Origin of the sequence: Dyella sp. S184, from assembly GCF_009766065.1 — a bacterium.
Classification (GTDB): Bacteria; Pseudomonadota; Gammaproteobacteria; order Xanthomonadales; family Rhodanobacteraceae; genus Rhodanobacter.
This window is the reverse complement of record NZ_LMUE01000003.1, coordinates 42,537-65,952: the sequence shown is the minus strand read 5'-3', so window position 1 is coordinate 65,952 and position 23,416 is coordinate 42,537. Positions and strand designations below refer to the sequence as shown.

Below are 23,416 nucleotides of genomic sequence, written 5' to 3'. Positions count from 1 at the left end.
GTCCGCATGAACGCTATCATCAAACCCGGTGTTACTGAATCCGCTGATACCACGGCGCCATCTGCCGGTGCGCGTTTTCTGCGCCAGCGCCTGCTCGCGCAGATGGCAGGTCTGCGGCATGGCCGGCTGGTGCTTCAGGATGCACTGGGTACGGTCGAGTTGGGCACGCCAGCGACGCAACACCCGGACCTCACCGTACACATTGAGGTCCTCGACCCCGCGTTCTATCGGGCTGTTGCCGCCAATGGCAGCGTCGGTGCCGGCGAGTCCTACATGGATGGGCAGTGGCGCTGCAGCCATCTGGTCGGCCTGATCCAGTTGCTGGTACGCAACCGCGACCTACTCGACGGCATGGAGACCGGGCTGGCCCGTCTCGGCGGCATGGCGATGCGCGCCTGGCATACCCTGCAGCGCAATACGCGCACTGGCAGTCGTCGCAACATCGCTGCACATTACGATCTCGGCAACGATTTCTTCGAACTGTTCCTGTCGCCGGACCTGATGTATTCCTCGGCGATCTGGGCCGGAGCCGACGACACGCTGGAGGCTGCCTCCACGCGCAAGCTCGAACGTATCTGCCGCAAGCTCGATCTGCAGCCGACTGATCGCGTGATCGAGATCGGTACCGGCTGGGGCGGCTTCGCGCTGTACGCGGCACAGCATTACGGCTGCCATGTCACCACGACGACGATCTCGCGCGAGCAGCATGCGCTGGCCAGTGAACGCGTCACCGCTGCCGGCATAAGCGATCGCGTCACCTTGCTGCTGAAAGACTATCGTGACCTGGATGGGCAATACGACAAGCTGGTATCGATCGAGATGGTCGAGGCGATTGGCGCGCCTTACCTCGACACATATTTCAATCAGCTTGGCCAACTGCTTAAATCCGATGGACTGGCACTGCTGCAAGCCATCACGATTGAAGACCATCGCTACGCACAGGCCTTGAAGTCGGTCGATTTCATCAAACGCCATGTGTTTCCCGGCAGCTTCATTCCGTCGATCAGCGCCCTGCTCGCCGCCAAGACGCGCAGCAGCGATCTGGCGCTGGTCCAGCTGGAGGACTTTGGCGAGTCCTATGCGCGCACCCTGCAGGCCTGGCGCGAACGTTTCATGGCGCGTCTGTCGCAGGTACGTGCGCAGGGTTTCGACGAACACTTCATCCGCATGTGGGAATTCTACCTGGCGTATTGCGAAGGTGGCTTCCGCGAACACTCGATCGGGGTGGCACATCTGCTGCTGGCCAAGCCCGGCAACCGCCGACCTGCCCTGCTGCCTGAAATCGGGATCCCAGCATGAAATTCTGGATCAGCCTTATCGGCTATCAGCTGGTCTGGTTCAGCGCCGTGATTGGTGCCGAACACGGGCTGGCGTGGCCGGGGGTTGTCGGCATGCTGGTATATGCGGCATGCCAGCTGGGTGTCGTGCGCCACTACAAGGCCGATCTGTTACTGATGGCGACCGCCATCGTGATGGGGTTCCTTCTCGATGGCGGATTGATCCGCGCCGGACTGGCCAGCTACGCAGCTTCGTGGCCGTCCGCAGCCTTGGCGCCGGCATGGATTCTCGCGTTGTGGGCCACCTTTGCGCTGACCTTCACGCAATCGCTGGCCTATCTGCAGACGCGTCTCTGGCTGGCGGTATTGCTGGGTGCCGTTGGTGGTCCACTGGCTTACCTGAGCGCAGCCCGCGGCTGGCATGTAGTGACCTTTGTCGATCCTAGCTGGCGTGGCTTGCTATGCCTGGGAATCGGTTGGGGCTTGGCCACGCCAGCATTGGCATGGCTGGCCAGACGCGGGATAGCAACGACTGCTCCTGTATCCATCTCCCTGCAAGGTCACGCACGATGAATCCATGGATCCAGCTGGGCTGCCTGTGGGTGCTGGCGGCCTTGATGATGAGCCTGGGCTGGCTGTGGCAACGCCCCCGCGCCAATGCGGGCATCGTCGACGTGCTGTGGGCCAGTGGTGTGGGCGGCGCGGCAGTTTTCCTTGCGGTATTCGGTGATGGCGACGCGTGGCCGCGCGCCATCCTTGCCGTGCTCGGTGGCCTTTGGGGTGCGCGGCTCGCTGCGCATTTGTGGACACGCGTTCGGGGCGAGCCGGAGGATGGCCGTTACCAGAATCTGCGCTCGCATTGGAACGGCAATCAGTTCAAGTTCTTCCTGTTCTTCCAGTTCCAGGCCTTCCTGATCGTGCTGTTCGCGCTGCCATTCCTTGCGGTGGCACGCAATCCCGACGGCTTTGGTCCGTGGGCTCTGGCAGCGATCGCGATCTGGCTGATCAGCGTGATCGGTGAATCGATCGCCGACCGTCAACTCGCGCGCTTTCGGACAAATCCCGCCCATCGCGGGCGCACCTGTCGCGATGGCCTGTGGCGTTACTCGCGTCACCCCAATTATTTCTTCGAATGGATCCACTGGTTCGCCTACGTCTGCCTTGCGCTGGGCTCGCCCGTCGCGTGGCTGGCCTGGTCGGGGCCGGTGGTGATGTATGTGTTCCTGCGCTGGATCAGCGGCATCCCGTATACCGAGACGCAGGCGCTGCGCAGCCGCGGTGAGGACTATCGCGCCTATCAACGCAGCACATCGATGCTGTTTCCCTGGTTTCCGAAGAGGATCGAACCATGAATGCCTATGCCGCCGTCAGCGACGAACTGCCACAAGAGCACCCCGCCAGCGGTCTGTTGGGTCTCGCCGAACGAGGCCACTTGCCTGACGCGCTCTTGCGGCAGGGCATCCGACGCATGTGCGCGCAGCGCTTGCGCGAGGAAATGAGCGGCGGACTGGATCAGCAGGCTGCCCGTTTTGCGGAGCGCATCGACATGCTGCGGCACAGTCCGGTGGCCATCCATACCGACGCTGCCAATGCGCAGCACTACGAACTGCCGCCGGCCTTCTTCGAACTTTGCCTCGGCAAGCGCCTGAAGTATTCGGGCTGCTATTACCCGCGTGGCGACGAGTCGCTGGAACAGGCCGAAGAGGCGATGCTCAAGCTGTATGGCGTGCGCGCCGAGCTGGCGGACGGCCAGAAGATCCTCGAACTCGGCTGCGGCTGGGGCTCGCTCACGCTGTGGATGGCCGAACGCTATCCGAACGCGAAGATCGTCGCGGTCTCGAACTCGAACCAGCAACGTGAACACATCGAAGCGCAGTGCCGTCAACGTGGCCTTTTCAACGTGCGCGTGATCACCCAGGACGTCAACCAGCTCGAACTGGAAGCCGCCCAATTCGATCGCTGCGTGTCGGTCGAGATGTTCGAGCACATGCGCAACTACGAAATCCTGCTCGGTCGTATCTCAAGCTGGCTGCGGCCCGGTGGCAAACTGTTCGTGCACATCTTCGCGCACAAGACCCTGATGTATCCGTTCGAGACTGCGGGCGAGGACAACTGGATGGGCCGGCATTTCTTCACCGGCGGCCTGATGCCAGCCTCCGACACCCTGCTCTGGTTCCAGCGCGACCTGCAGATCGAGCAGCGCTGGCACGTCGACGGCACGCATTACCAGCGCAGCGCCAATCACTGGCTTGCGAATCAGGATGCACGCAAGGATCGGGTGATGGCCACGTTGATCAAGGCCTACGGTACCAAGGCCGCGCCGCTGTGGTTCCAGCGCTGGCGCATGTTCTGGATGTCCTGCGCGGAGTTGTTCGGCTACGCCGATGGCCAGGAATGGCTGGTCGCGCATTACCGGTTCGTGCGTCCCTGATCGACCGTCGATCCACTTTCCAAGTACGACACCGCGCCCACCAGGAGCATCGAATGCAACTCACCAAATCTCTGCTGCTGGCTTGCGGTCTCGCGATGGTAGCTACGGCCGCGACTGCGAGCGACATGGCGCCGATCAAACCAGTCGCCCATGTTGACCTTCCCCGCTTCATGGGCAGCTGGTACGTGATTGCATCCATACCTTCGTTCGTCGAGAAGAAGGCTTACAACGCCATCGAGACTTATACGCTGCAGCCCGACGGACGCATCGGCACCTCGTTCCGCTATCGCAACAGTTCATTCGACAACCCGGTAAAAACCATCCACTCCACGGGTTTCGTAACACCGAATACCAACAACGCTGTCTGGGGCGTGCAACTGATCTGGCCGATCAAGGCGCAATACCTGGTGGCCTATCTTGACGACAACTACAGCGAGACGATCATCGCCCGCGACAAGCGCGACTACGTCTGGATCATGGCGCGCACGCCAACGATTCCGTCGGCTGACTACGACACGCTGGTGGCTCGCGTGAAACAGCTCGGCTATACGGTTGAGGACATCCGCAAGGTGCCTCAGGCGTGGCCTGAAACTGGCAAGTAGCATTTACTCTGGGTCGATCACCACGGCTCGGCACGAGCCTTCATCCTGCCTTCCGGCACATGAAGCAGGCCAGGCCTACGGCCCACTATTCATAAGTCACTCAAACCAAGGGCGAGCTTATGATGGGTTCGACGCTGAAACACGTTGCAGCCGGAATGGTGCTCAGTTCGCTAGCAGCACTGACACCAGCCAGGTCAACAACGAACGTCCCCACAACCGACAACATGCATTGGGTCGATGCCTGGACAGCGTCACCGGATTCGGCAGGGCCCCCACTGGGGACAAGAACCATACGTCAGGTCATACGCACCAGCATCGGTGGATCGAGCGTGCGCATCCGCTTCTCCAACCTTTTTGGTACGGCACCGTTGACGATCGGTCCGGTACACATGGCGCAACATGCAAGTGGTTCGGCGATTCGGCCGGAAACCGATCACGCGGTGACCTTCAGGGGCAAACCCACCGTGACGATTGCCAAGGGAGGCGACGCACTCAGTGACCCGATTCCCCTTTCGGTAGCTCCGCTGGAAGAACTCGCGGTCAGCATGTATTTGCCCATCCGCACAGGATCTTCGACCCTTCATACCGTTGGAAACCAGACCGCCTTCATGACGCTGACTGGCGATGCTACGGCAATGACACAGTTTCACACCGGTGAAACTACCAGTAGCCGAATCTTCTTGACCGACGTGGAAGTAGCCGCTGGAAGCAACGCCCAAACCATCGCGGTTATTGGCGATTCCATTACCGATGGGGTCGGTTCGACGCAAGACAAAAACGCTCGATGGCCGGATGCGCTCGCCGCGCGATTGCAGGCGAACCCGGCGCTCCGGTCCATTGCAATTGTCGATGCAGGCATGGCCGGCAATCGGATTCTCCATGACGGTGCTACACCCTTCCTGGGACCGAGTGCTCTCGCGCGCCTGGATCGCGATGTCCTGAACAAACCCGGCGTGCACTGGGTTCTGGTGATGGAAGGCATCAACGATATTTCCGCTACGGATGTACTCGCGACGCCCGATGGCAACGTGTCCGCGCAACAAATCATCGATGGCATGAAAACGATGATTGGTCGTGCGCATGCGAAGGGCATCAAGATATACGGCGTCACGTTGACACCCTACGGAGGCGTCGATTGGCCATTCACCTCGGCCGCCGGTGAGGCAAAGCGTCAGGCAGTCAACGCGTGGATTCGCCATGCCGGCGCGTTCGATGCGGTCATCGATTTCGATCAAGTGGTGCGCGACCCGGCACACACGGGCTCTCTCCTGGCTGCCTTCGACAGTGGCGATCATCTGCACCCGAACGATGCAGGGTACAAAGCGATGGCGGCGGCCATCGATCTGCGTCTCTTTACGCGAGATAGATGAAAGGCGAAGGTTTCGCCTGCCAGACTCTGGGCCTTACGGGCTTACTACGAGGATAGGCTCTCTAACTTCGCCCCCGCCTGGGGTGCGCTACCCCAAATGAGTCGCTTCTGCTGGGCAAGAGGGCGTATAAGGCAAGTTGGGTTGCAGGGATTGAATGGCCGAAGCCTGCAGGGATGAGTCGAATCTGACATTTCGTCGAGGGGAAATCTCAATGCCAGCTATGGTCATCGACACCGGCAATACTGCCTTTATGTTGCTTTGCTCCAGCCTGGTCATGCTGATGACGCCGGGGCTGGCGTTTTTCTACGGCGGCCTGGTCGGTCGCAAGAATGTTCTGGCCATCATGATTCAGAGCTTTGTGTCGATGGGCTGGACGACTGTGCTCTGGTGGGCGTTCGGTTTCTCGCTGTGCTTCAGCGGCGATCTGAAAAGCGGAACGGATGTCATGGGCCTCATCGGCAACCTCGATTGGGCCTTTCTGCGCGGGATCACACTGAATACGCCGTCGCTGATCAACCCGACCATTCCCATGTTCGTCTTCTGCGCCTACCAGATGATGTTCGCGATCATCACACCAGCGCTGATTACCGGCGCCTTCGCGAATCGCGTCACCTTCAAGGCGTACATGCTGTTTCTCACCGCTTGGCTGATCTTGGTCTACTTCCCGTTCGTGCACATGATCTGGGGCGGCGGCATCCTGGCGAGTTGGGGCGTACTCGACTTCGCAGGTGGCATCGTCGTCCACAATATCGCCGGCATCGCCGCTCTCGCCTCGGTTCTCTATGTCGGCAAACGCCAGGTTGAAGATCGTGGCCCGCACTCCATCCCGCTCGTCGCACTGGGCACCGGCTTGCTCTGGTTCGGCTGGTACGGGTTCAACGCAGGCAGCGAGTTCCGCGTCGATTCGGTCACGGCGGTCGCCTTCGTGAACACCGACTTCGCCGCCAGTTTCGCTGCCATCGCATGGCTGGCCATGGACTGGATAACGACAAAAAAGCCGAAGTTCCTTGGTCTGCTGACCGGCGCAGTCGCAGGCCTCGCCACCATCACACCGGCGGCCGGATATGTATCGCCCGCAACAGCCTGTCTCATTGGTATCGTCGCTGGCCTCGTCTGTTTCTACGCAGTGGCGCTGAAGAACAAACTCGGTTGGGACGATGCGCTTGATGTCTGGGGTGTGCACGGCGTCGGCGGGGCGCTCGGCATCGTCCTTTGCGGCGTCTTCGCGACGACTGCATTCAACCCAGCCGGTGCCGACGGCTTATTGCGCGGAAATCCGCATTTCTTCTTCATCCAGCTCGGCGCAGTGGCGCTGTCCTCCATCTGGGCATTCGTCTTTACCTACGGGATGCTCTGGCTGATCGACCGCATCACAACAGTGAAAGTCGATGAAGCCGGCGAAGCAGCTGGCCTCGATCAGTCGCTGCACGGCGAGGCGGCATACCTGGAGAATCTTTGAGGCAGTTGACCGAAAAGACGGGAGCGCATCAGCAAGCTCGCATGTCCGCTTTCGATCCAAGCGGACGTTTGCGCTGAGGAATGGCGTCGTTTTGTTGGTGGCTCTCAGTTCGCCAGCGGCTCAGCCAGCATGGGCCGACGCACGCTCAACGCGGTACCCGCCGCCGCCACGATGATCGTCACGATGGCCAGCCACTGCAGCAGGCTGAGCCGTTCGCCCAGCAACGCCACGCCGGCTAACGCTGCGATGGCCGGCTCCAAGCTCAACAAGGTGCTGAACGTGCGTGCCGGCAACCGGGTCAGCGCGACCATCTCCAGCGAATATGGCAGCGCTGAGCTTAGTACCGCCACACCCAGGGCATACGGCAACAGCGCCGGCGACAGCAGTGCACTGCCGGCGTGCACGACGCCAAACGGGATCGCCAGCAAGGCGCCGATCGAGGTGCCCAGCGTCACCGCGTCCGCGCCGTAGGCTGCCCCGGCCTTCTTTCCCAGCACGATGTACAGCGCCCAGCCCACGCCAGCAGCCAACGCGTACATCACGCCAACCGGATCGAGTGCATGCACCTGCTGGCGCAGCGGCAACAACAGGGCCAGCCCGGCCACCACCAGTGCGATCCAGACGAAGTCGAGCAATCGGCGCGAGCCGAATAGTGCCAACGCCAGCGGCCCGGTGAATTCCAACGCTACCGCGATGCCTAGCGGGATCGTGCGCAGCGACATATAGAACACCATGTTCATCGCACCCATCGAGAGGCCATAGCCCCAGAGCGCGCGCCAGTCACGCTGGTTGACCAACCGGCGCCACGGCCGCCGCCATAGCAACAGGATCAGTGCGCTGAGCCCCAGCCGATAGGCGGTAGCGCCCTGCGCGCCGACCTGCGGGAACAGGTGCTTGGCCAGCGATGCACCACACTGGTACGAGACCATACTGATCAACAGCATGCCGACCGCGAGCGCGACCAGAGCAAGGGTGGAACGTGATGACATGAGCGCAGCCACGGCGGGAGAACAGTGCGCACATGATGCCCGCAGATCCAGACGAAACCCACTATGCGGGCCGACCCACCGTCGCCATTGCTGACAGCATCTGTCAGCAATCAGGGGCACGATTCGCGGGATGATGCATCGATGTCTAGACTCCGCCCCTTGAGACTTGCGATTGGCTCTATCGTTTAGTTAATTAGTGGACATTGCGGAGAGTGCATCAGAACGGCAAGCTTGGAACGCCCGCTACCCGTGTTTGCAGCACACTGGCCACGCACTCGCCATTGAAAGGTGGAAAGTCATGACTACGGAAAAAACAACACTAGTCTTCGGCTGGCGCATCTATGGCCTTGGCGTAATGGCGATTGCCATGCTCTGCCTGGCGTGGGGAACCTTCGACACGGGACAGCCGGTGCCCAAGGACTTTCCCTACCGCACTGCCCTGGCCTATGCCATCGCTGCGTTCATGCTCGTCGCTGGCGCTGCCGTCGAGTGGCGCCGCACCGTGGCCTGGGGCGCTGCGGCGCTTACCGCTTACTACACACTCATTGTCATCATCCTGATGAACGGTTACGCCGCGCTCGGCCATTTCACCGAATACGGCACGTACGAGGTCCTTGCAGAGCAGGTCGCGATCGCGGCAGGCGGGTTGATCGTCTACGCCGCCAACGCCAGGATCGATGCGCACCTGGCAGTACGCCTCACGCGGCTGGGTCAACTCGCGTTCGGAGTTTGTGCGCTGATATTCGGCGGAGCGCATTTTGCTTATATGAACCTCACCGCTCCACTGGTACCCAAATGGCTGCCACCTTCGCAAGAGTTCTGGGCTTATGCGACTGGGCTTGGCCATATCGCAGCAGGTGTTGCGATCCTTACGGGTGTGCGGGCACGCCTTGCCGCGATCCTACTGACAGCCATGTACGCGTCCTTCACCCTGCTGGTACACGGGCCGATGCTGGTGGCCAATCCCTCCAGCCATTGGATATTGAGTGAGAACGCGGTGAATATCGCCCTGATCGGCACCGCCTGGGTTGTGGCGGACTCGCTGGCGCGGCCACGTCGCTAGTGGAGCGACTCTAAAGCTTGGTTCAGCGCGTTGGTATGAAGGTGATCCGCTCCGCTTTCACTTGACAAGAACGGTTCTTTTGTCGGCAAGCGTGCTTGTTGCAACGCTAGCGACACATCGGGCGAAACCTGAATATTTCATTCGCTCTCGATAGGCGGCCATATTGACAGCGCACAAATTCGGGTTGGATCATGTGCACTCCGACGCGCAAAAGTCACTGCCTGGTCGGTAGTCTAGGCGACGCAGACCAAGCGTCCGTGCAAGTGCCTTCCCTCTTTATCCAGAGATAGGCCGCCGGTGCGTCTCTTACCATGTGAATGGAAGGGACGACTATGCCTACTCTCAATGTTCTGATCATCGGTGCTGGTCTTGGCGGCCTCACTTTGGCCCAATCCCTGCGCAGCGCAGGGATCGAATTCCAAATCTTCGAGCGTGACAAAAGCCCTTGGGATCGCCCCCAGGGTTATCGTTTGCATCTGGATGGCGATGCCATCAATTCGGCGCGTGAAGTCCTCACGCCTGAACTGTGTGCGGTGTTCAATGCAACCTCTCAACGCACAGCACCTTACACCACCATCCTGAAACCCGATTTGTCGGTGGTGAAACGTCTTTTTACCGATGACGATCTTGGTAAGGATGTCTGGCCACCACACGAGGGTGAGCCCGAGCACTTCAACGTCGATCGCGCCACGTTGCGTCAAATCCTGCTAGCCGGCGTGGAAGATCGCATCCAATTCGGCAAACGTCTCGTACGTTACGAAGAGCACGCCGGTGGTGTCGTCGCGTATTTCGAGGACGGCACTAAAGCCGAAGGTGACGTGCTCGTCGGTGCAGATGGCATTCGCTCGACTGTACGTGAGCAGCGTGCTCCACATGCCGAGACGATGAACTCTGGCGTCATCGCCATCTATGGTCGCATTCCGGTTCAAGCCGCCAAAGACATCGTTCCAGCCGAAACGCTAGGCGACATCTTCACCGTGGCCATGGACGAACGGAAAGTCTTCTTGGGCATGGGCTCGGTTCAATTTCCCGTCCCACCTGATCAGGCGGGGAAGATTGCCAACGTCGAACTTAAACAGCGGGACGACTATCTCGTGTCTATTGTCGGCGGTCGCCCTGAGTTTTTCCCCAAAGATCTCCCCGCATTGCGTATAGCATCCAGCAGCCAGCTTCGAGAGATCGCTCTAGAGACCATCGCTCAATGGCCCGAACACGCCGCGCGCATGCTTCGTCATGGCGATCCCACCTCGTTCTTCCTGGTGGAAATGTATACGAGCATTCCGTGTTCGCTCGATGCACCCGTCAATGTCACGCTGTTGGGCGATGCCATTCATGGGATGACGCCAACGCTTGGGCGCGGCGCCAACGTGGCCATGCGTGATGGCGTGACACTGGGACGTGCTTTGAAGCGCGCTGCTATGGGCGCAACGGCTCTTCAGGACGCGCTTGCATCCTACGAAAACGCGATGTTGAGTTACGGCTTCGATGTTGTTCGCGAAGCTGCTTTAACCGGACAGCAGCGCATGGCTCAAAACCCTCTACCTATTTAAATCACAAGGCATAGCTCTCGACGTCACGCACGTCGAGAGCTGTTGCTGGTTGACAACGGTTTTTCCAGAACCGGCGAAAGCGCCAGCATCAACCAGCTTAGGTGACCAGCTCAAACCGACACACTGTTCACTCCCAACCAGTACCCGCACTGGATGTCTGTCGCCAGAATGAAGCACCGGCGGTCGGCGATCTCCTTGCTGCGATCCGAGGTCAGTAACCTGTAGAGCTCCCGAGAGAGCTTGTGGGCATGGTTGATCAGTACATTGATGACCACCTGCGTATGCCGCCATCAATGAGTTCATGTGCATGACAACGCAGAGACCACTTGACGGTTTATAGTTGTTAATTCACAATTGTTGTATGAATACAACTATTGTCAACACCGGGCGGGCCCAGACCCATCCCAACCTTATTCTCGGTATTTGCTGCCTCAGCCTGTTGATGGTTGCGATGGATGTCACCATCGTCAACGTCGCGCTGCCTTCGATCCGGCACGATCTCGCCGCGTCGATATCGGGGCTGCAGTGGGTGATCGATGCCTACACCATGGTGGTGGCTAGCCTGCTGATGCTGGCCGGGTCGATGGCCGACCGCTTCGGGCGTCGTCGTGTGTTCCAGACAGGCATGGCGCTGTTCATGCTGGGTTCGCTGCTGTGCAGCATTGCCTCGGACATTCATAGCCTGATCGCGTTTCGCATTCTGCAGGCGCTGGGGGCGACGATGCTCAATCCGGTCGCCATGTCGATCATCGCCAACACGTTCCACGAACCAAAAGCACGCGCACGTGCCATCGGTGTCTGGGGTGCGGTCGCCGGCGTGGCAATGGCGCTGGGCCCCGTGATCGGCGGTGCGCTCACCGAAAGCATCGGCTGGCGCTCCATCTTCTGGGTGAACTTGCCCATCGGTGCCGCGGCGATGCTGCTCGCCGCGCGCTTCATTCCCGAGTCCAAGGCACCGCATCCGCGTCGCGTCGATCCGATTGGGCAACTGTTGGTGTTTGTCATCCTTGCTACGGTGACTTATGCGGTGATCGAAGGTCCCCACGACGGCTGGGACTCGACAACGATCATCGGCCTGTTCGTCGCCGCAGCGCTTGCGCTGATCGCGTTGCTTGTCTACGAACCTCGGCGCCACGAACCATTGATCGACGTGCGGTTCTTTCGCAGTGCGCCCTTCAGCAGCGCAACATTGATCGCCGTATGCAGTTTCTCGGCGTTTTCCGGCTTCCTGTTCCTCAATGCGTTGTACTTGCAGGAAGTGCGCGGTCTTTCGGCCTTCCATACCGGTTTGTGCACCTTGCCGCTCGCCTTGGCGACGATGCTCTGTTCGCCGCTCTCCGGGCGATGGGTCGGCACGTACGGCACACGCCCCTCGTTGCTGGCTTCCGGTACAGCCACGGTCGTCAGCGCGTTGATGATGACGCAGCTAACGGCCACGACACCGTTGCCACTATTGTTGTTGACCTATGTGATTTTCGGGATCGGTTTCGGCATGGTGAATGCGCCCATTACCAACACGGCTGTGTCCGGGATGCCTAAAGCACAGGCGGGTCTCGCCGCGGCGGTTGCCTCCACCAGCAGACAGATTGGCGCATCGCTCGGCGTCGCCCTTGCGGGCACCATCCTGGGCGCGCACATTCATAGCGGTTTCGCCGAGGCCTCGCATCCGTTCTGGTGGCTGATCACGGGCGGCGGCGTTACCGTGTTGTTGCTGGCGTGGTTGTCCAACACACGCTGGGCGCGTGACACCACCCGCCACGCGGCACACCTGCTGGAGGAAACATCGGCCGGAGCGACTGCATGATCGGTCACACTAACAGCGGCACCGAAGCCGATCGCATCTGGCAGATGATGGTCGACTTGGTATGGGAAACCCGCGGTGAATGGCGCCGAAAAGTCAGCGATGCCACCGGCCTGCCCTTCAGCCGTGCACGCCTGCTGTGGCGCCTGCTGGATGAGCCGAAGACCTTGAAGCAGTTGGCCTATATGACCAGCAGCGATGCACCCGCCACCACGGTAGCCGTGAACGATCTTGAAGATCGCGGTCTGGTCGAACGCAATCCCCACCCGGACAACCGACGCGCGAAACTGGTGTCGCTCACGCCCTCGGGTCGGCGGCTCCTCGAATTGGTACAACGCACCGTGCACGACGATGCACCAACCGCTGTCCAGCATCTTTCCAAGACCGACCTTGCACACCTTCGCCGCATCCTGGAGCGAATCAATAGCAGCGAGCATTAGGAAAGGATTCCGGTTTCACTTAAACCGCCTATTTCATCACGAACAAACCCACTGTCAGCGCCACACCGATACAGACGATAGCGATGCGTAGCACCTTCTCGTTGATCCTGTGCAATAAGTGGGCGCCAATCTGACCACCAACGATCGCAGGGACAGCCACGCAGGCGATCAACGACCAGGGAAGCACGCGAGCCTGCACCATGAAGATCACCACTGCTGAGGCATTCATCACCCCCGCCAACACGTTCTTGGTTGCACCAGCTACACGCAAGCCCAGGCCCGCCGCGGTGAGCGCTGCCAACATCAGAATGCCGATGCCACCACCGAAATAGCCGCCATAGATGGCGATGCAGAACTGCACAACCATCGCAGAGTTTCTGCCCAATGCCTGTTTGGCGCCTTTGCGAGGCGGCTTTCTGAAAAAGCTACCCCAGGCGAATACGATCGTGGCAAACAACACGAGGTACGGTACGAGCCGAGTAAACACGCTGACCGGCGTCACTAGTAGTAACACAGCCCCAAACGCGCCACCGACCAGGCTGATCCAAAGCAGCATGCGGAACGATAAGCCTTCAGCACCCGCAACGTCCGAGCGCCCGGCTAGTCCCGTAGTCACCTGGCCTGGAAACAGTGCGATGGTGGAGGCGATATTTGCCGCGCGCGGATCAAGGCCAGCGAACAACAGCGCCGGAAAGGTAAGAAAGGATCCCCCTCCGGCCAATGCGTTCTGCACTCCGGCAGCGAACGATGCAAGGATCAATACCAGCAAAGACCATGTCGGGTGCATATAAACTCATCTCTGAAGGCGCATCTAAATCGTTAACGTCCAACGGGCCCGCTCAACAAGTGTGCGTTGCGCAATTATCTTTCGAGCAAATGTGGCACTTCGCGATTGCGAGAAGCGCACCCGGATACCAGCAATGGGCATTCCCGTGAGAAAGCGGCGAGGTACGCCGCGCTACGCCGCCATATGGTAGGTATTGCGTCCATCGGCTTTGGCTTTGTATAACTCAGCATCTGCGAGCTGCATGACCGCATCGGGCGACGCGATGTTCTGGCAAAACGCTATACCTATGCTCAACGTGATCCGCAAGCGAACCGTTCCTACGACGATTTCTGGCTGCATTGCCGTCCATATTTTACGGGCCAACCCTTCTCCAACGGATGGCGCTTCAATATCCTCAACGAGAACAACGAACTCGTCGCCACCAATACGCGCCACCAGATCACTCCTGCGAAGGCAGGACTGAACGCGTTGACTGACATCCCTGAGTACTTCATCGCCGACTCCATGGCCCCACGAATCGTTGACGCGCTTGAAATGGTCGACATCAATCATCATCAGGAGAATGGGTGATCGCTGGCGATATTTACGCAACATCACAGCCGCTATGTGTTCATCGAAGTAGCGCCGGTTGGCAAGGCCGGTCAACGTATCAAAGCGTGCCAGTTTTATCAGTTCCTGCTCCACTTCCTTGATGTGCGTGATATCCGTAGTCAACGCATAGACACCACTTACATGTCCTCCCTGGTCTTGATCCGGCACGAAGTTAGTCTGGAAATATGTGTGCTTTCCTCTGTAGTCAGCCTCGTACTCAAACGTGACGGCATTGCCGCCCAAAGCCGTCGCGATATGTCCCTGAAGGCCACGATAGATTAGATCGCCGCGGACTTCACGCATGGTCTTTCCGATCATCTGTGTCGAGTCTTCACCCGAAACATGCTGAACGTAGGCATTGACGAACGTGTAACGTTCAGACGCATCCACATGGGCAATAACCGCCGGTATGTTATCCGTGATCGTACGAAGTCGCCGCTCGCTGTCAGCCAGCGCCTGCTCTGTCAGCACTCGTTGAGTGACGTCCCGTGCGGTGTAGATGATCTCCATGACACCCTCTACTTCGGGGCTTGGCACCAGCCGCGCCAAGGCTTCAAACCAGACGTAATGTCCATTCTTGTGACGTATCCGATACGTGGTGATCGCTGAACCAGCTTTTTCATGGAGATCGGTGACAGCCTTGGCCACACGTTCGCGGTCGTCGGGGTGGATCAGATCTGGGCGCGGCTCCATGAACTCTTCGACTTCCCAGCCGAGCCGATCCTTGATGGAAGGCGATACGTAGGATCGCTGGCCATCAGGTTTGATGCGCATCACCAGATCGCCGGCATAGTCGGCGAGGATCCGGTATCGAAGCTCACTCTCACGAACTCGAATCGCCAACTGCCGGCGCTCGGCAAGAATCAAGGCCAATGGCACGGTGATTAGACAGGCCGCACCGATGAATAGTTGGGCCAGGAGAGCTCGGTCGGTTCGCGATCCGTTAACAACCAGTTCGAAGGGCCCTACTCCCCAAGCTGTTGCGCTGGAGGCAATCGCGGCAACCAGCGCTATGCCCAACACCAAACCTGCGAAGCGATGCCGGAACACTACCAGCAGCAGCGGTGGGTATACCAAAAATAGCAATGGATATCGCGACTGCGCGAACACAGCGAGCGTCGTACCCGTCATCAAGGCCATATCGCGTAGGAATGGCCACCGCTTGCCAGGTACTCCCAGAAGCTTCCACTTTTCGGTGAGGGCCACGACCGTCATCGTCGCCGTGATCACCATGCCGAGCACGTGAGCGCGGTACCAACCGTTGATGTAGGTGAACAGCGGAGCACCTTGTATTGCATGTGCTAAAAATCCGGCGAATAACGCAGACAGCGCACACGCGATGAGCGTGCTCGTCAGGGCCACCCGACCCAATTCCAGATACGGTGTATTGCTGGTGATTTCCGGAAACTGCCGGCGTACGGCTCCGCTTACGATCAGGATCTCGAGGGTGTTGGCCATCGCTAGGCCCAGCGATACGAATAGCGAGTCATGCAGCAGGAACCGGGCTCCGGCATTTCCCGCCAAACCAAACAGCAAATACATGTACCAGTGGCGCGTTTGCAGGCGAACAAGGGCGCCCACGAGGATGCCATTGGCTATCCACAATGAGGTCGCGCTGCCAGTCGCGCGCGCCGACGCCAGCGAATAGGCGCAGCAAGCGAATACCAGGACGGCGAGCCCGATAGCCTTCCATATAACGTCGAGCGGCATGGTTGGAAGCAAGCGGCGCATGGTCCGTCCTGCGAAAGCGCGAGATGAATGGATACAGCCAGCGAAGGTCCTGATCCGTCGAACCAGTCCGTCAAGAGAGCCGACCGATGGCCACACAATCTGCTGTGAAATTCGCTTCACACGGAAACAGGCATAGACCGTTCCAAACAGGTTGATCAGTTACTGTGACCATCGCTACTGTGACCCACATCACAGAGAACCGTCATGTCCGAGCCCCAGATACTGCCAGCGTCCCTCGTTATACGTCGGCAACGACAGATTTCATCCACATTCGCTCTCTTATGGATGACGGGCTCTGACACAGGCCGTCGGTAAGTGCCTTTGAGCGCGGTTGTCAGCGTTCAAAGTGGTGTGTACGACCGACCGCGCCTATCCATACTGTCAAACCGGTCCACTCCCACAGTGTGCCCGACGTAGAACGTTACATCGGGGTGAAACTCAAGCGTCGTATCCGGGGCGGGTTGCGCTTCCCTTTTCTCTCACGGAGAAGCGAGTGTCAGATGATTCGAAGCCCCCGGCTGAGTACAACTTCCATTTTGCATTCGGCGACAACATATGCATGACACTGGCTTGACGCTCCCAGCACCAAGCTCGGTGTCCTAGGTGCCGCAGGAGCAAACATGGTGAATACTCGCGAAGAATTTGAGCGCAAGCTGGCGCAACCTTCACCGCTGACCCGAGAAGAACTTCAAAGCATGCTGGTGAAGTTGGAACAGGTCACGCCACAACTGATCACGCAGCACCCGGACGATGCCGATTTCATGCCGCTATTCGCTGACCGTGCAGATGCTATCGCACGCATGGCTGGCGCTGGGGATTACGAGTGGGTGATGGATCGCATCGACGCCATTCTCGACAAGAACGGCAAAATGGAAGGCGAATACCTGCCGCCCAACGATTCGCAAGCAACGTAGCAGCTGCCTATGCCGCGTCCGAAGCCCCAGAGGTCCCGCTGCTTACCATGTCAACCTGGACAGGGTCCCGCAATGGCTGGAGCTTAGACACACCGACCTCAGCATGCTCGGCCGCATTATCCAAATTAGTTTTGATCCCTGCGGTCGAAGCATTCGCGGCGATGAGTGGGATTCGGGCGATCGCGAAGAATGATTCACATGACCATGCTTGATTTGCTTCGAAGTGAAGCTGCAGGATCCCGGCAATCTAACTGAGTGAGCGTTTTGTAACGAGCCTGGCAAATTGACGCGAAACTAACAGTTACTTCCTGTTCCATTGTCGAAGCGCCCAATGACAACATGAGCGAGAAAATCCAATACCAGTTGAAGGCTTGGGTAGAGGGCTGTTACGCACGCTACTGTGGCGTGCCTCGTGACAGGTGCTTTTACGAGTGCAATACCGCCATGGCCATCGCGTGGCTTAAAGGGTGGTGTTACCAAGAGCAATCGTTCCACTGATAGCTTTCCCTGCACATTCCTGAAGCGGCCACCTCTACCAGACTGCACGAGGTCACTTCAGGGAAAGCTATGAACGTGACCCGTATGGTTTTCCAGGACGAATGGCTCGCCATACCTCACACAAACGCTTCGCTGCGAATTCGTTTTAGCGCCGCGACGTGCGCACCAAATACGCTCGCATTCACGCAACTAAAGAATGCCGTTCAAGCCAGTGTTCGATCGGTGCGGGGCGACCCAGCAGATAACCTTGCCCCATTTCACATCCCATCGCCAGCAGCACGTTGTGCTGTGCCTGGGTTTCGATGCCTTCGGCGATCACCTGGATGTTCAAGGCACGTGCCAGCGCAAGGATCGCTTCAACCACCATCGTGCTGTTGGTATTTCCCATCTTGTCCAACGACTGCACAAAAACTTGGTCGATCTTCAACATGCGCAATGGCAGCGAATGCAGATAGCTGAGTGATGAGTATCCTGTCCCGAAATCGTCGAGTGCAGCGCCCACACCAGCTGTACGCAGTCGTTCGAGAATGACACGTACGAGTTCTGGATTGTCCAGTAGCGCACCTTCGGTGACTTCTGCGATCAGTCGCGTGGGTGGCAATCCGGCGGACTCAAGCATATGGATCAAGCGCGTATCGAAATCTGCATGGCGCAAATGCCGCGCCGAGACGTTGAACGTCATGAACGTATCGCCCGAACCGTGCTGCGCAAGCAGGTCAAAGCTGAGTTCGAACATGCGCCAGTCGATCGTTTCGATCAATCCGCTGTCCTCAGCGATCTTGAGGAAATCTGATGGCTTAAGCAGCCCGCGCTGTGGATGGTTCCACCGGATCAATGCCTCGTAGCCCACTACCTCGCCACTATCGAGTCGACTGATGGGCTGGAAATACGGCTGAAACTGATCGTGCTGGAGTGCCTGGCGCAGTTCACCCTCTATCGTCAGCACATCAACCATGTCTTTCGCGAGCGTTTCATCAAACACCACAAAACGCTTGCGACCCAGTTGCTTGGCTTGGTAAAGCGCAATGTCCGCGTCGCGGAACAACTCGTCGACATCCAGATAATGGGCATCGCCGCAAGCAACGCCCACGCTGACTGACGGTTCCAGTTCCTTGCCGGCAATTCGCAACGGCATGCCCAAGGTCTGCAGCACACGTTGAGCCACATTCGTTGCAACAGAAGGAACCTCAATGTCCTCCAGCAGAATGGCAAATTCGTCACCTGACAATCTCGCCACCATGTCCGGCTCACGCACGCAGTGCTGCAAACGGGTGGCAATCGCTTTCAGAAACTCGTCGCCGGCAAGGTGTCCGAGGCTGTCGTTGATCACCTTGAAACGATCGACATCCAGATACAGCAGCGCACAACGCCGACTTGGCTCACGTTGTATCAAGGCAAGAACGCGGCCGAGTCGATCACGCATGAAACCGCGATTGGGGAGCCCGGTCAGCGTATCGTGCATCACTTGATGTTTCAGCTGGTGCTGGACCTTTTCGCGGTGTGCAATTTGTTGACGCAGCTCCAGCGTGCGCTGCTCTACACGCTGCTCCAGTTGCACATTGGCTTGATGCAGGAAGGCAGTCGCACGCCGTCGATAGATGCTGTTCGCGATCTGCAATGCGGCGAAGCTCAGTAGCTCCTGATCGGCTGGACTGTAAACAATGGCTTCGGTATAACTCTGTACAGCCACCAAGCCGATGACCTCATCACCCACCATCAGCGGTACACCAAGCCAGCACACAGCAGGCTGGCCAACACCCTTCAGCGATATCTCACCTTGCCGATCAAGCTCGAATATTTCAGCAAGTCCAGCCCTCAGCGATTCACCGCGGCGTAAGACATACTCTGTGAGGCCTCGCCCCAACGTTCGCCGTTCCATGTACGGCTCGGCACCATCGACGAAATAGGGAAACTCCAGAGCCTCTCGGTCCTCCACAAGCAACGCGATAAAGAAATTTTCTGCATTGAGCAGTTCACCGACAGCCGCATGCACACGCTTGTAAAATTCGCCCTCATCAATGTCGGCGGTCGCCAACTGAGCGAGATGAAACAGCGTCGCCTGTAACCGAGCGGCCCATTGACGTTCCAGTATTTCCTTTTGCAGGCCCTGATTGGCCTCGGCCAGCTCCAGCGTCCGCGTTTGTACCCGCTGCTCCAGCTCGTCCTTGGTCTGCTTGCGTTCCAGGGCGGTAAGGATGTGACTGCCGACGAACTCCAGTAGGGCACGATCCTCCTCTGTGAAGGCGATACCTTTCTTGTAGCTCTGAACTACCAATGCACCGTGCACCCGACCATCGCGCAACATCGGCACACCAAGCCAGTCGACACTATCGGGGCCGCTCGTCAAAAGCGATCCGTTGATCTGTTCGCGCAATTGCTCATTGCTCCCCATCAATGGCTTGCCACGGGTGAGGAGATGCCAGGTCAGCGTGTCCCGGCGGGCTTCCAGCCACTCTTCCCCCGCAGCGTCGGGGCTTTCAGTATCTTCTGCATCCACGAAATAGAGAAAGCGCATCGTGCCGCGCTCGGGATCGTGCCGCACAATGAAAAAGTTCTCGGCATACATCAGCCGGCTAACGATCATGTGAATGCTACGCAGAAGCTCCGGCATGTCGAGATCGGAACCGGAAAGATCTGCGATTGCAAATAACGCGCGCTGCAGGTTTTCGGAATGTTCCAACTGATTGTGTGAATCGTTCAAAGCAGCCAGTTTCATCGCATGAAGCAGGTGATGTGTGGCCAATTGGAGACACTGTTTGATGTTGGCGAGCAGTTCTTTGCCGGAGGCCCCAGGCGCCAACGTCAGCAACAACACCACCCGCTCTTGCCTCAATAGGCATAGCGCCAGCTGCTGACCATCGGGCGATTTCTGCCAGCCGTTGATCGATTGCAAAGCAGCGTGAGCCTGGGTCAACTGACGCATATTCGGAGCAGCAAGCGTCGCAGTGTGGACAGGGCTTCCATCGACGGCCAACCAAACCACCATTGCCTTTTCGCAGCCATGCTGTGCTTTGACCCGATCCACGATAACCGCACCTACTTCCTCCGGCGTGGTGGCATCAATCAGGCGCGCAAGCCACCCTATCTGGCCTCTATCGCCAAATGATTCGTGGTCAAAAGCAACGACGGCTCGCTGCGACATCAGTCGTAAGCCTGCGTCAGCAACACCGGGTCCGCCGCACCGGGACGCTCTGCCTTAACGTAGGTGTCGAAGTATTTCAGTACTCGATCTGGTACCAAACTCGACAAGCGAACGACGGTCAGTGCATAACTCTGGGGCATAGTGAGACTTGCATTGGCCGACGTGGCACAAGTCAATTGCCGCGTCTCATTTACTGCGCTCGGTACATCGGCAGCCATGGCTATGACGGGAGTGGCAATGCTGCAGGTGGGTGTAACAACCGCGCCTGAGAACGCGATTCGCCCTTCCTGCGCATCGGCAATGAAGGGAACAAACGTCGAAGCGCCTAGGCACCCTGCGACGATAAGGAGCAGTGTGATTGTCATGATCGGTGTTACCTCAAGACCCGCTAATTCGGACCGTTGGAGGCAGGCTCTACCGAACCGAATGCCAATAATGCGTGCTGGGTCTCGCTTCTAGTGTGAGGTAGTCGTGAGATTCGTAGATAGATGAATTACGAGTGATCGTATGGCGATGATCTTGCTTGAACACCCTCACACGAGCCCCTTCGGTATACGGACCGTCCTTGCAGTAGCTTTCCTGCTCTCACGATGCATTGGGTTTCCGATCGCTGCGCAAACCGTTGCGATCAAGCTTTCTAGCTAGCTTTGCAACAATCAACAGCGCCCCCTCAAACTGTGTCCCACTCCGCGACAGGCGCACAGCACTCTTTTGATAAACGGTTACACCCGCTGCTATAGCGCTGGTTCGCATTCCGTTTCTGATCAGCGTGTGGATAGCGATCAGCGAGGCGGCGGCTTTGTTCTGACACCACGTGGCGATGGTGGAAACATAAAGCACGCGGTCGACGGTACGTTGTTGCCTGGCCATCCCGAATCCGTCCGGATCGTCATGCTCCATACTATGTGCCATAGCAATGCACGCGCGAGCGGTAGTGGCGTTACTCAGGGAGCGCAGTCGCCGTAGAAGGAAACCTGCTTCGCTGGGTAGTCGAGCAAGAGCTTCACCTTCATTGCTGCGAACGTCATGTTGCCGATGTTCGCCATGCGTGAGTCGGCCGAGCCCCTGGACGACATGACGACGACGGGTTCACCTGCCGGCAACTGGAAGGGTCCCATTCCGACGGGGACATTCAAGGTCGCGGTATCACTGGTGAAAGTGCCGCGCGCACCGGCGCCATGAGCCTTGCCCGTGACTTTCAGCGCGCCACGTATGCCTTTCACATTCAGCGCCACCTGATACAGCGCGATGCCTCGGTTTGAACCAGTGTCCAGCGTGATTGGCACCTTTGCATCGCCAAGTTGAAAATCCGGAATCACCGGTATCTGCTCATCGGCGAATGAACGCAGCGGCGTGCCGTAATGCTTCCTGCACTGCCGAACGAACACTTCGGCCTCCTTGGTGCCGGAAAAGATCGTGACGGTGCTGGCCGTATAGTCGATCAGTACGACCTTGTCCTTCAGGAAGCTATAACCCAGGACCCCATCGACAGGACGCCCGTAGGTTTTCGAGAGCGTTCCCATGTCCGCGGCCAGCGTCACCACGTCGCCGAAGGCGTGACCGCCGATCTCGAGGTCCTTGATCGTTGCCGGAAACACAGTGGTGCTGCCCGTACCTTCGCCGTCGGCTTGCCCACTGGTCTTGCGATCCACGGGCAATGCGAGTGCATCGGCACGTTTGATGTCGATGACTGAAGGGTCGACGCCGGTATCCAGCAGAACGTAGAGCGGTACTCCCTTGACGGTCACGTTTAAGGCAATGGCGTGTTTCGAGAAGTCGAAGGGAGTCGTGACAGCTGCCTGATTCGAGTTGGCAGCGAAGAGCACGGTCGTCATGGCGACAACCAGCAGCGGGCGCGACGGGAAAACCATGTGATCGCTCTCTAAGGTTCGATCCCTCAGCTTACGCGTCGAGCATGCGCCTGCGACACCGCTATTTGTCACCCTGACTTTCGGCATGCACCGGCTCGGTAGCTCTCACGGAACACAACACCAGCTGCTGCGTTGGGCAACGCCACGCCTGTCGGATCACCACCAGCCACTAGCGGGAGCTATCGGCGACAGGAAATTTTTACGCTATCTATATGGCGAACCGATTCTTCCATATCGCATCTTTATGGAACGCAGTCGCACAATAACTGCATGCGGAACTTTTCCAAGCAATTGCCTCTCGAATACCTCGTGCGAAACGTTTGCCTGATCGCAACAGGATTGATCTTCTTGTTCTCAGTGTCGGAGCTTGTCCTTGGTACCGGTGGCAAGGTCAGTATCTGGCGCAGCCTGGCATTAAGCTCGTTGTATCTAAGCATCTGCTTGATGAAGAGGAGGCTGTTCGTTCCGTCATCGAAAACGGCCATCCGATCCAAACGGCGTACCCAACACGTCAACTAGCAAGCTAGGTGTATTGGGCTGTAAAGCTTGGTGGCTGGCGCGGCTCGTCATTTCCACCGCGTTGTTCAAATAAATCCAAGATGTTCAGAAGGCTTGCGGCCGGAGGCCGTGAGCCAGGTGAGCGAGCAGCGCCCTTATGCTCACGGCTCCGGCTGCAAACCTTCTGGACAACTTTTACTTTGACGGCAGGCTGTGAAAATCCAGCCAGCTGTAACCACGACTCACGCGTAGACAGGTCGCTTCGACCTCAGCCCCGTGCCAATGCCCGAGTCGCCTGCACACCCTTGATCATCGCCAGCCAGTCATAGCCATCCTTCAATTGAACAGCGACCGCTTCATCAATCGAGGCGAGCGACCTGAGTCTTGAGCACCTTCGAATTC

General features: G+C 58.5%; 19 protein-coding genes and 1 pseudogene. 12 read left to right on the top strand and 8 right to left on the bottom strand.

Going from position 1 to position 23,416, the window contains the following annotated elements; translation table 11 throughout:
- Nucleotides 1–6 precede the first annotated feature (6 nt).
- The 7 genes from GSQ75_RS07820 to GSQ75_RS07790 all read left to right on the top strand — a co-directional run bounded on the left by GSQ75_RS07820 (nucleotide 7) and on the right by GSQ75_RS07790 (nucleotide 7,139).
- Nucleotides 7–1,299 (top strand): cyclopropane-fatty-acyl-phospholipid synthase family protein, encoded by a 1,293-nt coding sequence (locus GSQ75_RS07820; protein ID WP_158754006.1) that lies wholly within the window; start codon nucleotides 7–9, stop codon nucleotides 1,297–1,299.
- Nucleotides 1,296–1,850, top strand: coding sequence for a DUF2878 domain-containing protein (locus GSQ75_RS07815; protein ID WP_158754005.1), 555 nt, complete (start codon nucleotides 1,296–1,298; stop codon nucleotides 1,848–1,850). Before GSQ75_RS07820 ends, GSQ75_RS07815 begins: the two co-directional genes overlap by 4 nt.
- Nucleotides 1,847–2,629, top strand: a complete 783-nt coding sequence (locus tag GSQ75_RS07810) for a DUF1295 domain-containing protein (RefSeq protein ID WP_158754004.1) — start codon at nucleotides 1,847–1,849, stop codon at nucleotides 2,627–2,629. Before GSQ75_RS07815 ends, GSQ75_RS07810 begins: the two co-directional genes overlap by 4 nt.
- The gene (locus GSQ75_RS07805; RefSeq protein WP_158754003.1) at nucleotides 2,626–3,708 is read left to right on the top strand and encodes a cyclopropane-fatty-acyl-phospholipid synthase family protein; all 1,083 of its coding nucleotides are present in this window, start codon (nucleotides 2,626–2,628) and stop codon (nucleotides 3,706–3,708) included. The genes GSQ75_RS07810 and GSQ75_RS07805 overlap by 4 nt, the downstream gene beginning before the upstream one ends.
- Before the next feature lie 53 nt (nucleotides 3,709–3,761).
- A complete protein-coding gene (locus GSQ75_RS07800) occupies nucleotides 3,762–4,310 on the top strand; it encodes a lipocalin family protein (RefSeq protein WP_158754002.1) in 549 nt (182 codons plus the stop codon).
- 329 nt (nucleotides 4,311–4,639) lie between these two features.
- Complete coding sequence (locus GSQ75_RS07795; RefSeq protein WP_158754001.1) at nucleotides 4,640–5,680, top strand: SGNH/GDSL hydrolase family protein; 1,041 nt, start codon at nucleotides 4,640–4,642, stop codon at nucleotides 5,678–5,680.
- Nucleotides 5,681–5,891: 211 nt separating this feature from the next.
- Complete coding sequence (locus tag GSQ75_RS07790; RefSeq protein ID WP_216840650.1) at nucleotides 5,892–7,139, top strand: ammonium transporter; 1,248 nt, start codon at nucleotides 5,892–5,894, stop codon at nucleotides 7,137–7,139.
- A gap of 104 nt (nucleotides 7,140–7,243) precedes the next feature.
- On the opposite strand, the gene GSQ75_RS07785 is transcribed toward GSQ75_RS07790, so the two are convergent.
- Complete coding sequence (locus tag GSQ75_RS07785) at nucleotides 7,244–8,128, bottom strand: EamA family transporter (protein ID WP_158754000.1); 885 nt, start codon at nucleotides 8,126–8,128, stop codon at nucleotides 7,244–7,246.
- Between the two features lie 298 nt (nucleotides 8,129–8,426).
- Here GSQ75_RS07785 and GSQ75_RS07780 point away from each other — a divergent pair, with 298 nt between their 5' ends.
- Nucleotides 8,427–9,191 carry a DoxX family membrane protein gene (locus tag GSQ75_RS07780; RefSeq protein ID WP_158753999.1) on the top strand — a complete coding sequence of 255 codons (765 nt, stop codon included), beginning with the start codon at nucleotides 8,427–8,429 and terminating at the stop codon, nucleotides 9,189–9,191.
- A 332-nt stretch (nucleotides 9,192–9,523) separates the two neighbouring features.
- Nucleotides 9,524–10,741, top strand: a complete 1,218-nt coding sequence (locus tag GSQ75_RS07775; protein WP_158753998.1) for an NAD(P)/FAD-dependent oxidoreductase — start codon at nucleotides 9,524–9,526, stop codon at nucleotides 10,739–10,741.
- Nucleotides 10,742–10,890: 149 nt separating this feature from the next.
- Here GSQ75_RS07775 and GSQ75_RS19180 read toward each other — a convergent pair.
- Nucleotides 10,891–11,028, bottom strand: a pseudogene (locus GSQ75_RS19180) (IS30 family transposase); the annotation flags it as partial.
- 74 nt (nucleotides 11,029–11,102) lie between these two features.
- Here GSQ75_RS19180 and GSQ75_RS07770 point away from each other — a divergent pair.
- Together GSQ75_RS07770 and GSQ75_RS07765 are read left to right on the top strand one after the other, a co-directional pair.
- Nucleotides 11,103–12,545 (top strand): MFS transporter, encoded by a 1,443-nt coding sequence (locus GSQ75_RS07770; protein ID WP_158753997.1) that lies wholly within the window; start codon nucleotides 11,103–11,105, stop codon nucleotides 12,543–12,545.
- A complete protein-coding gene (locus tag GSQ75_RS07765; protein WP_158753996.1) occupies nucleotides 12,542–12,982 on the top strand; it encodes a MarR family transcriptional regulator in 441 nt (146 codons plus the stop codon). The genes GSQ75_RS07770 and GSQ75_RS07765 overlap by 4 nt, the downstream gene beginning before the upstream one ends.
- A gap of 28 nt (nucleotides 12,983–13,010) precedes the next feature.
- Here GSQ75_RS07765 and GSQ75_RS07760 read toward each other — a convergent pair whose 3' ends face one another.
- Nucleotides 13,011–13,769 carry a sulfite exporter TauE/SafE family protein gene (locus tag GSQ75_RS07760; RefSeq protein WP_158753995.1) on the bottom strand — a complete coding sequence of 253 codons (759 nt, stop codon included), beginning with the start codon at nucleotides 13,767–13,769 and terminating at the stop codon, nucleotides 13,011–13,013.
- A 171-nt stretch (nucleotides 13,770–13,940) separates the two neighbouring features.
- On the bottom strand, nucleotides 13,941–16,091 hold the full coding sequence (locus GSQ75_RS07755) for a sensor domain-containing diguanylate cyclase (protein ID WP_158753994.1): 2,151 nt from the start codon (nucleotides 16,089–16,091) through the stop codon (nucleotides 13,941–13,943).
- Between the two features lie 620 nt (nucleotides 16,092–16,711).
- Between GSQ75_RS07755 and GSQ75_RS07750 the strand changes: the two genes are divergently transcribed.
- Nucleotides 16,712–17,005, top strand: coding sequence for a hypothetical protein (locus tag GSQ75_RS07750; protein ID WP_158753993.1), 294 nt, complete (start codon nucleotides 16,712–16,714; stop codon nucleotides 17,003–17,005).
- A gap of 679 nt (nucleotides 17,006–17,684) precedes the next feature.
- Here GSQ75_RS07750 and GSQ75_RS07745 read toward each other — a convergent pair.
- The 4 genes from GSQ75_RS07745 to GSQ75_RS07730 form a co-directional block, all read right to left on the bottom strand.
- Nucleotides 17,685–20,645, bottom strand: a complete 2,961-nt coding sequence (locus tag GSQ75_RS07745) for an EAL domain-containing protein (RefSeq protein WP_158753992.1) — start codon at nucleotides 20,643–20,645, stop codon at nucleotides 17,685–17,687.
- The gene (locus tag GSQ75_RS07740; RefSeq protein WP_158753991.1) at nucleotides 20,645–21,010 is read right to left on the bottom strand and encodes a hypothetical protein; all 366 of its coding nucleotides are present in this window, start codon (nucleotides 21,008–21,010) and stop codon (nucleotides 20,645–20,647) included. Before GSQ75_RS07740 ends, GSQ75_RS07745 begins: the two co-directional genes overlap by 1 nt.
- 220 nt (nucleotides 21,011–21,230) lie before the next feature.
- A complete protein-coding gene (locus GSQ75_RS07735; RefSeq protein WP_158753990.1) occupies nucleotides 21,231–21,545 on the bottom strand; it encodes a hypothetical protein in 315 nt (104 codons plus the stop codon).
- Between the two features lie 44 nt (nucleotides 21,546–21,589).
- The gene (locus GSQ75_RS07730; RefSeq protein WP_158753989.1) at nucleotides 21,590–22,603 is read right to left on the bottom strand and encodes a retropepsin-like aspartic protease; all 1,014 of its coding nucleotides are present in this window, start codon (nucleotides 22,601–22,603) and stop codon (nucleotides 21,590–21,592) included.
- Nucleotides 22,604–23,416: the final 813 nt, after the last annotated feature.

Coding starts and splice junctions, on each gene's coding strand:
- GSQ75_RS07820 (WP_158754006.1), top strand. CDS start 7: ATGAACGCTATCATCAAACCCGGTGTTACTGAATCCGCTGATACCACG.
- GSQ75_RS07815 (WP_158754005.1), top strand. CDS start 1,296: ATGAAATTCTGGATCAGCCTTATCGGCTATCAGCTGGTCTGGTTCAGC.
- GSQ75_RS07810 (WP_158754004.1), top strand. CDS start 1,847: ATGAATCCATGGATCCAGCTGGGCTGCCTGTGGGTGCTGGCGGCCTTG.
- GSQ75_RS07805 (WP_158754003.1), top strand. CDS start 2,626: ATGAATGCCTATGCCGCCGTCAGCGACGAACTGCCACAAGAGCACCCC.
- GSQ75_RS07800 (WP_158754002.1), top strand. CDS start 3,762: ATGCAACTCACCAAATCTCTGCTGCTGGCTTGCGGTCTCGCGATGGTA.
- GSQ75_RS07790 (WP_216840650.1), top strand. CDS start 5,892: ATGCCAGCTATGGTCATCGACACCGGCAATACTGCCTTTATGTTGCTT.
- GSQ75_RS07785 (WP_158754000.1), bottom strand. CDS start 8,128: ATGTCATCACGTTCCACCCTTGCTCTGGTCGCGCTCGCGGTCGGCATG.
- GSQ75_RS07780 (WP_158753999.1), top strand. CDS start 8,427: ATGACTACGGAAAAAACAACACTAGTCTTCGGCTGGCGCATCTATGGC.
- GSQ75_RS07775 (WP_158753998.1), top strand. CDS start 9,524: ATGCCTACTCTCAATGTTCTGATCATCGGTGCTGGTCTTGGCGGCCTC.
- GSQ75_RS07770 (WP_158753997.1), top strand. CDS start 11,103: ATGAATACAACTATTGTCAACACCGGGCGGGCCCAGACCCATCCCAAC.
- GSQ75_RS07765 (WP_158753996.1), top strand. CDS start 12,542: ATGATCGGTCACACTAACAGCGGCACCGAAGCCGATCGCATCTGGCAG.
- GSQ75_RS07760 (WP_158753995.1), bottom strand. CDS start 13,769: ATGCACCCGACATGGTCTTTGCTGGTATTGATCCTTGCATCGTTCGCT.
- GSQ75_RS07755 (WP_158753994.1), bottom strand. CDS start 16,091: ATGCGCCGCTTGCTTCCAACCATGCCGCTCGACGTTATATGGAAGGCT.
- GSQ75_RS07750 (WP_158753993.1), top strand. CDS start 16,712: ATGGTGAATACTCGCGAAGAATTTGAGCGCAAGCTGGCGCAACCTTCA.
- GSQ75_RS07745 (WP_158753992.1), bottom strand. CDS start 20,645: ATGTCGCAGCGAGCCGTCGTTGCTTTTGACCACGAATCATTTGGCGAT.
- GSQ75_RS07740 (WP_158753991.1), bottom strand. CDS start 21,010: ATGACAATCACACTGCTCCTTATCGTCGCAGGGTGCCTAGGCGCTTCG.
- GSQ75_RS07735 (WP_158753990.1), bottom strand. CDS start 21,545: ATGGAGCATGACGATCCGGACGGATTCGGGATGGCCAGGCAACAACGT.
- GSQ75_RS07730 (WP_158753989.1), bottom strand. CDS start 22,603: ATGCCGAAAGTCAGGGTGACAAATAGCGGTGTCGCAGGCGCATGCTCG.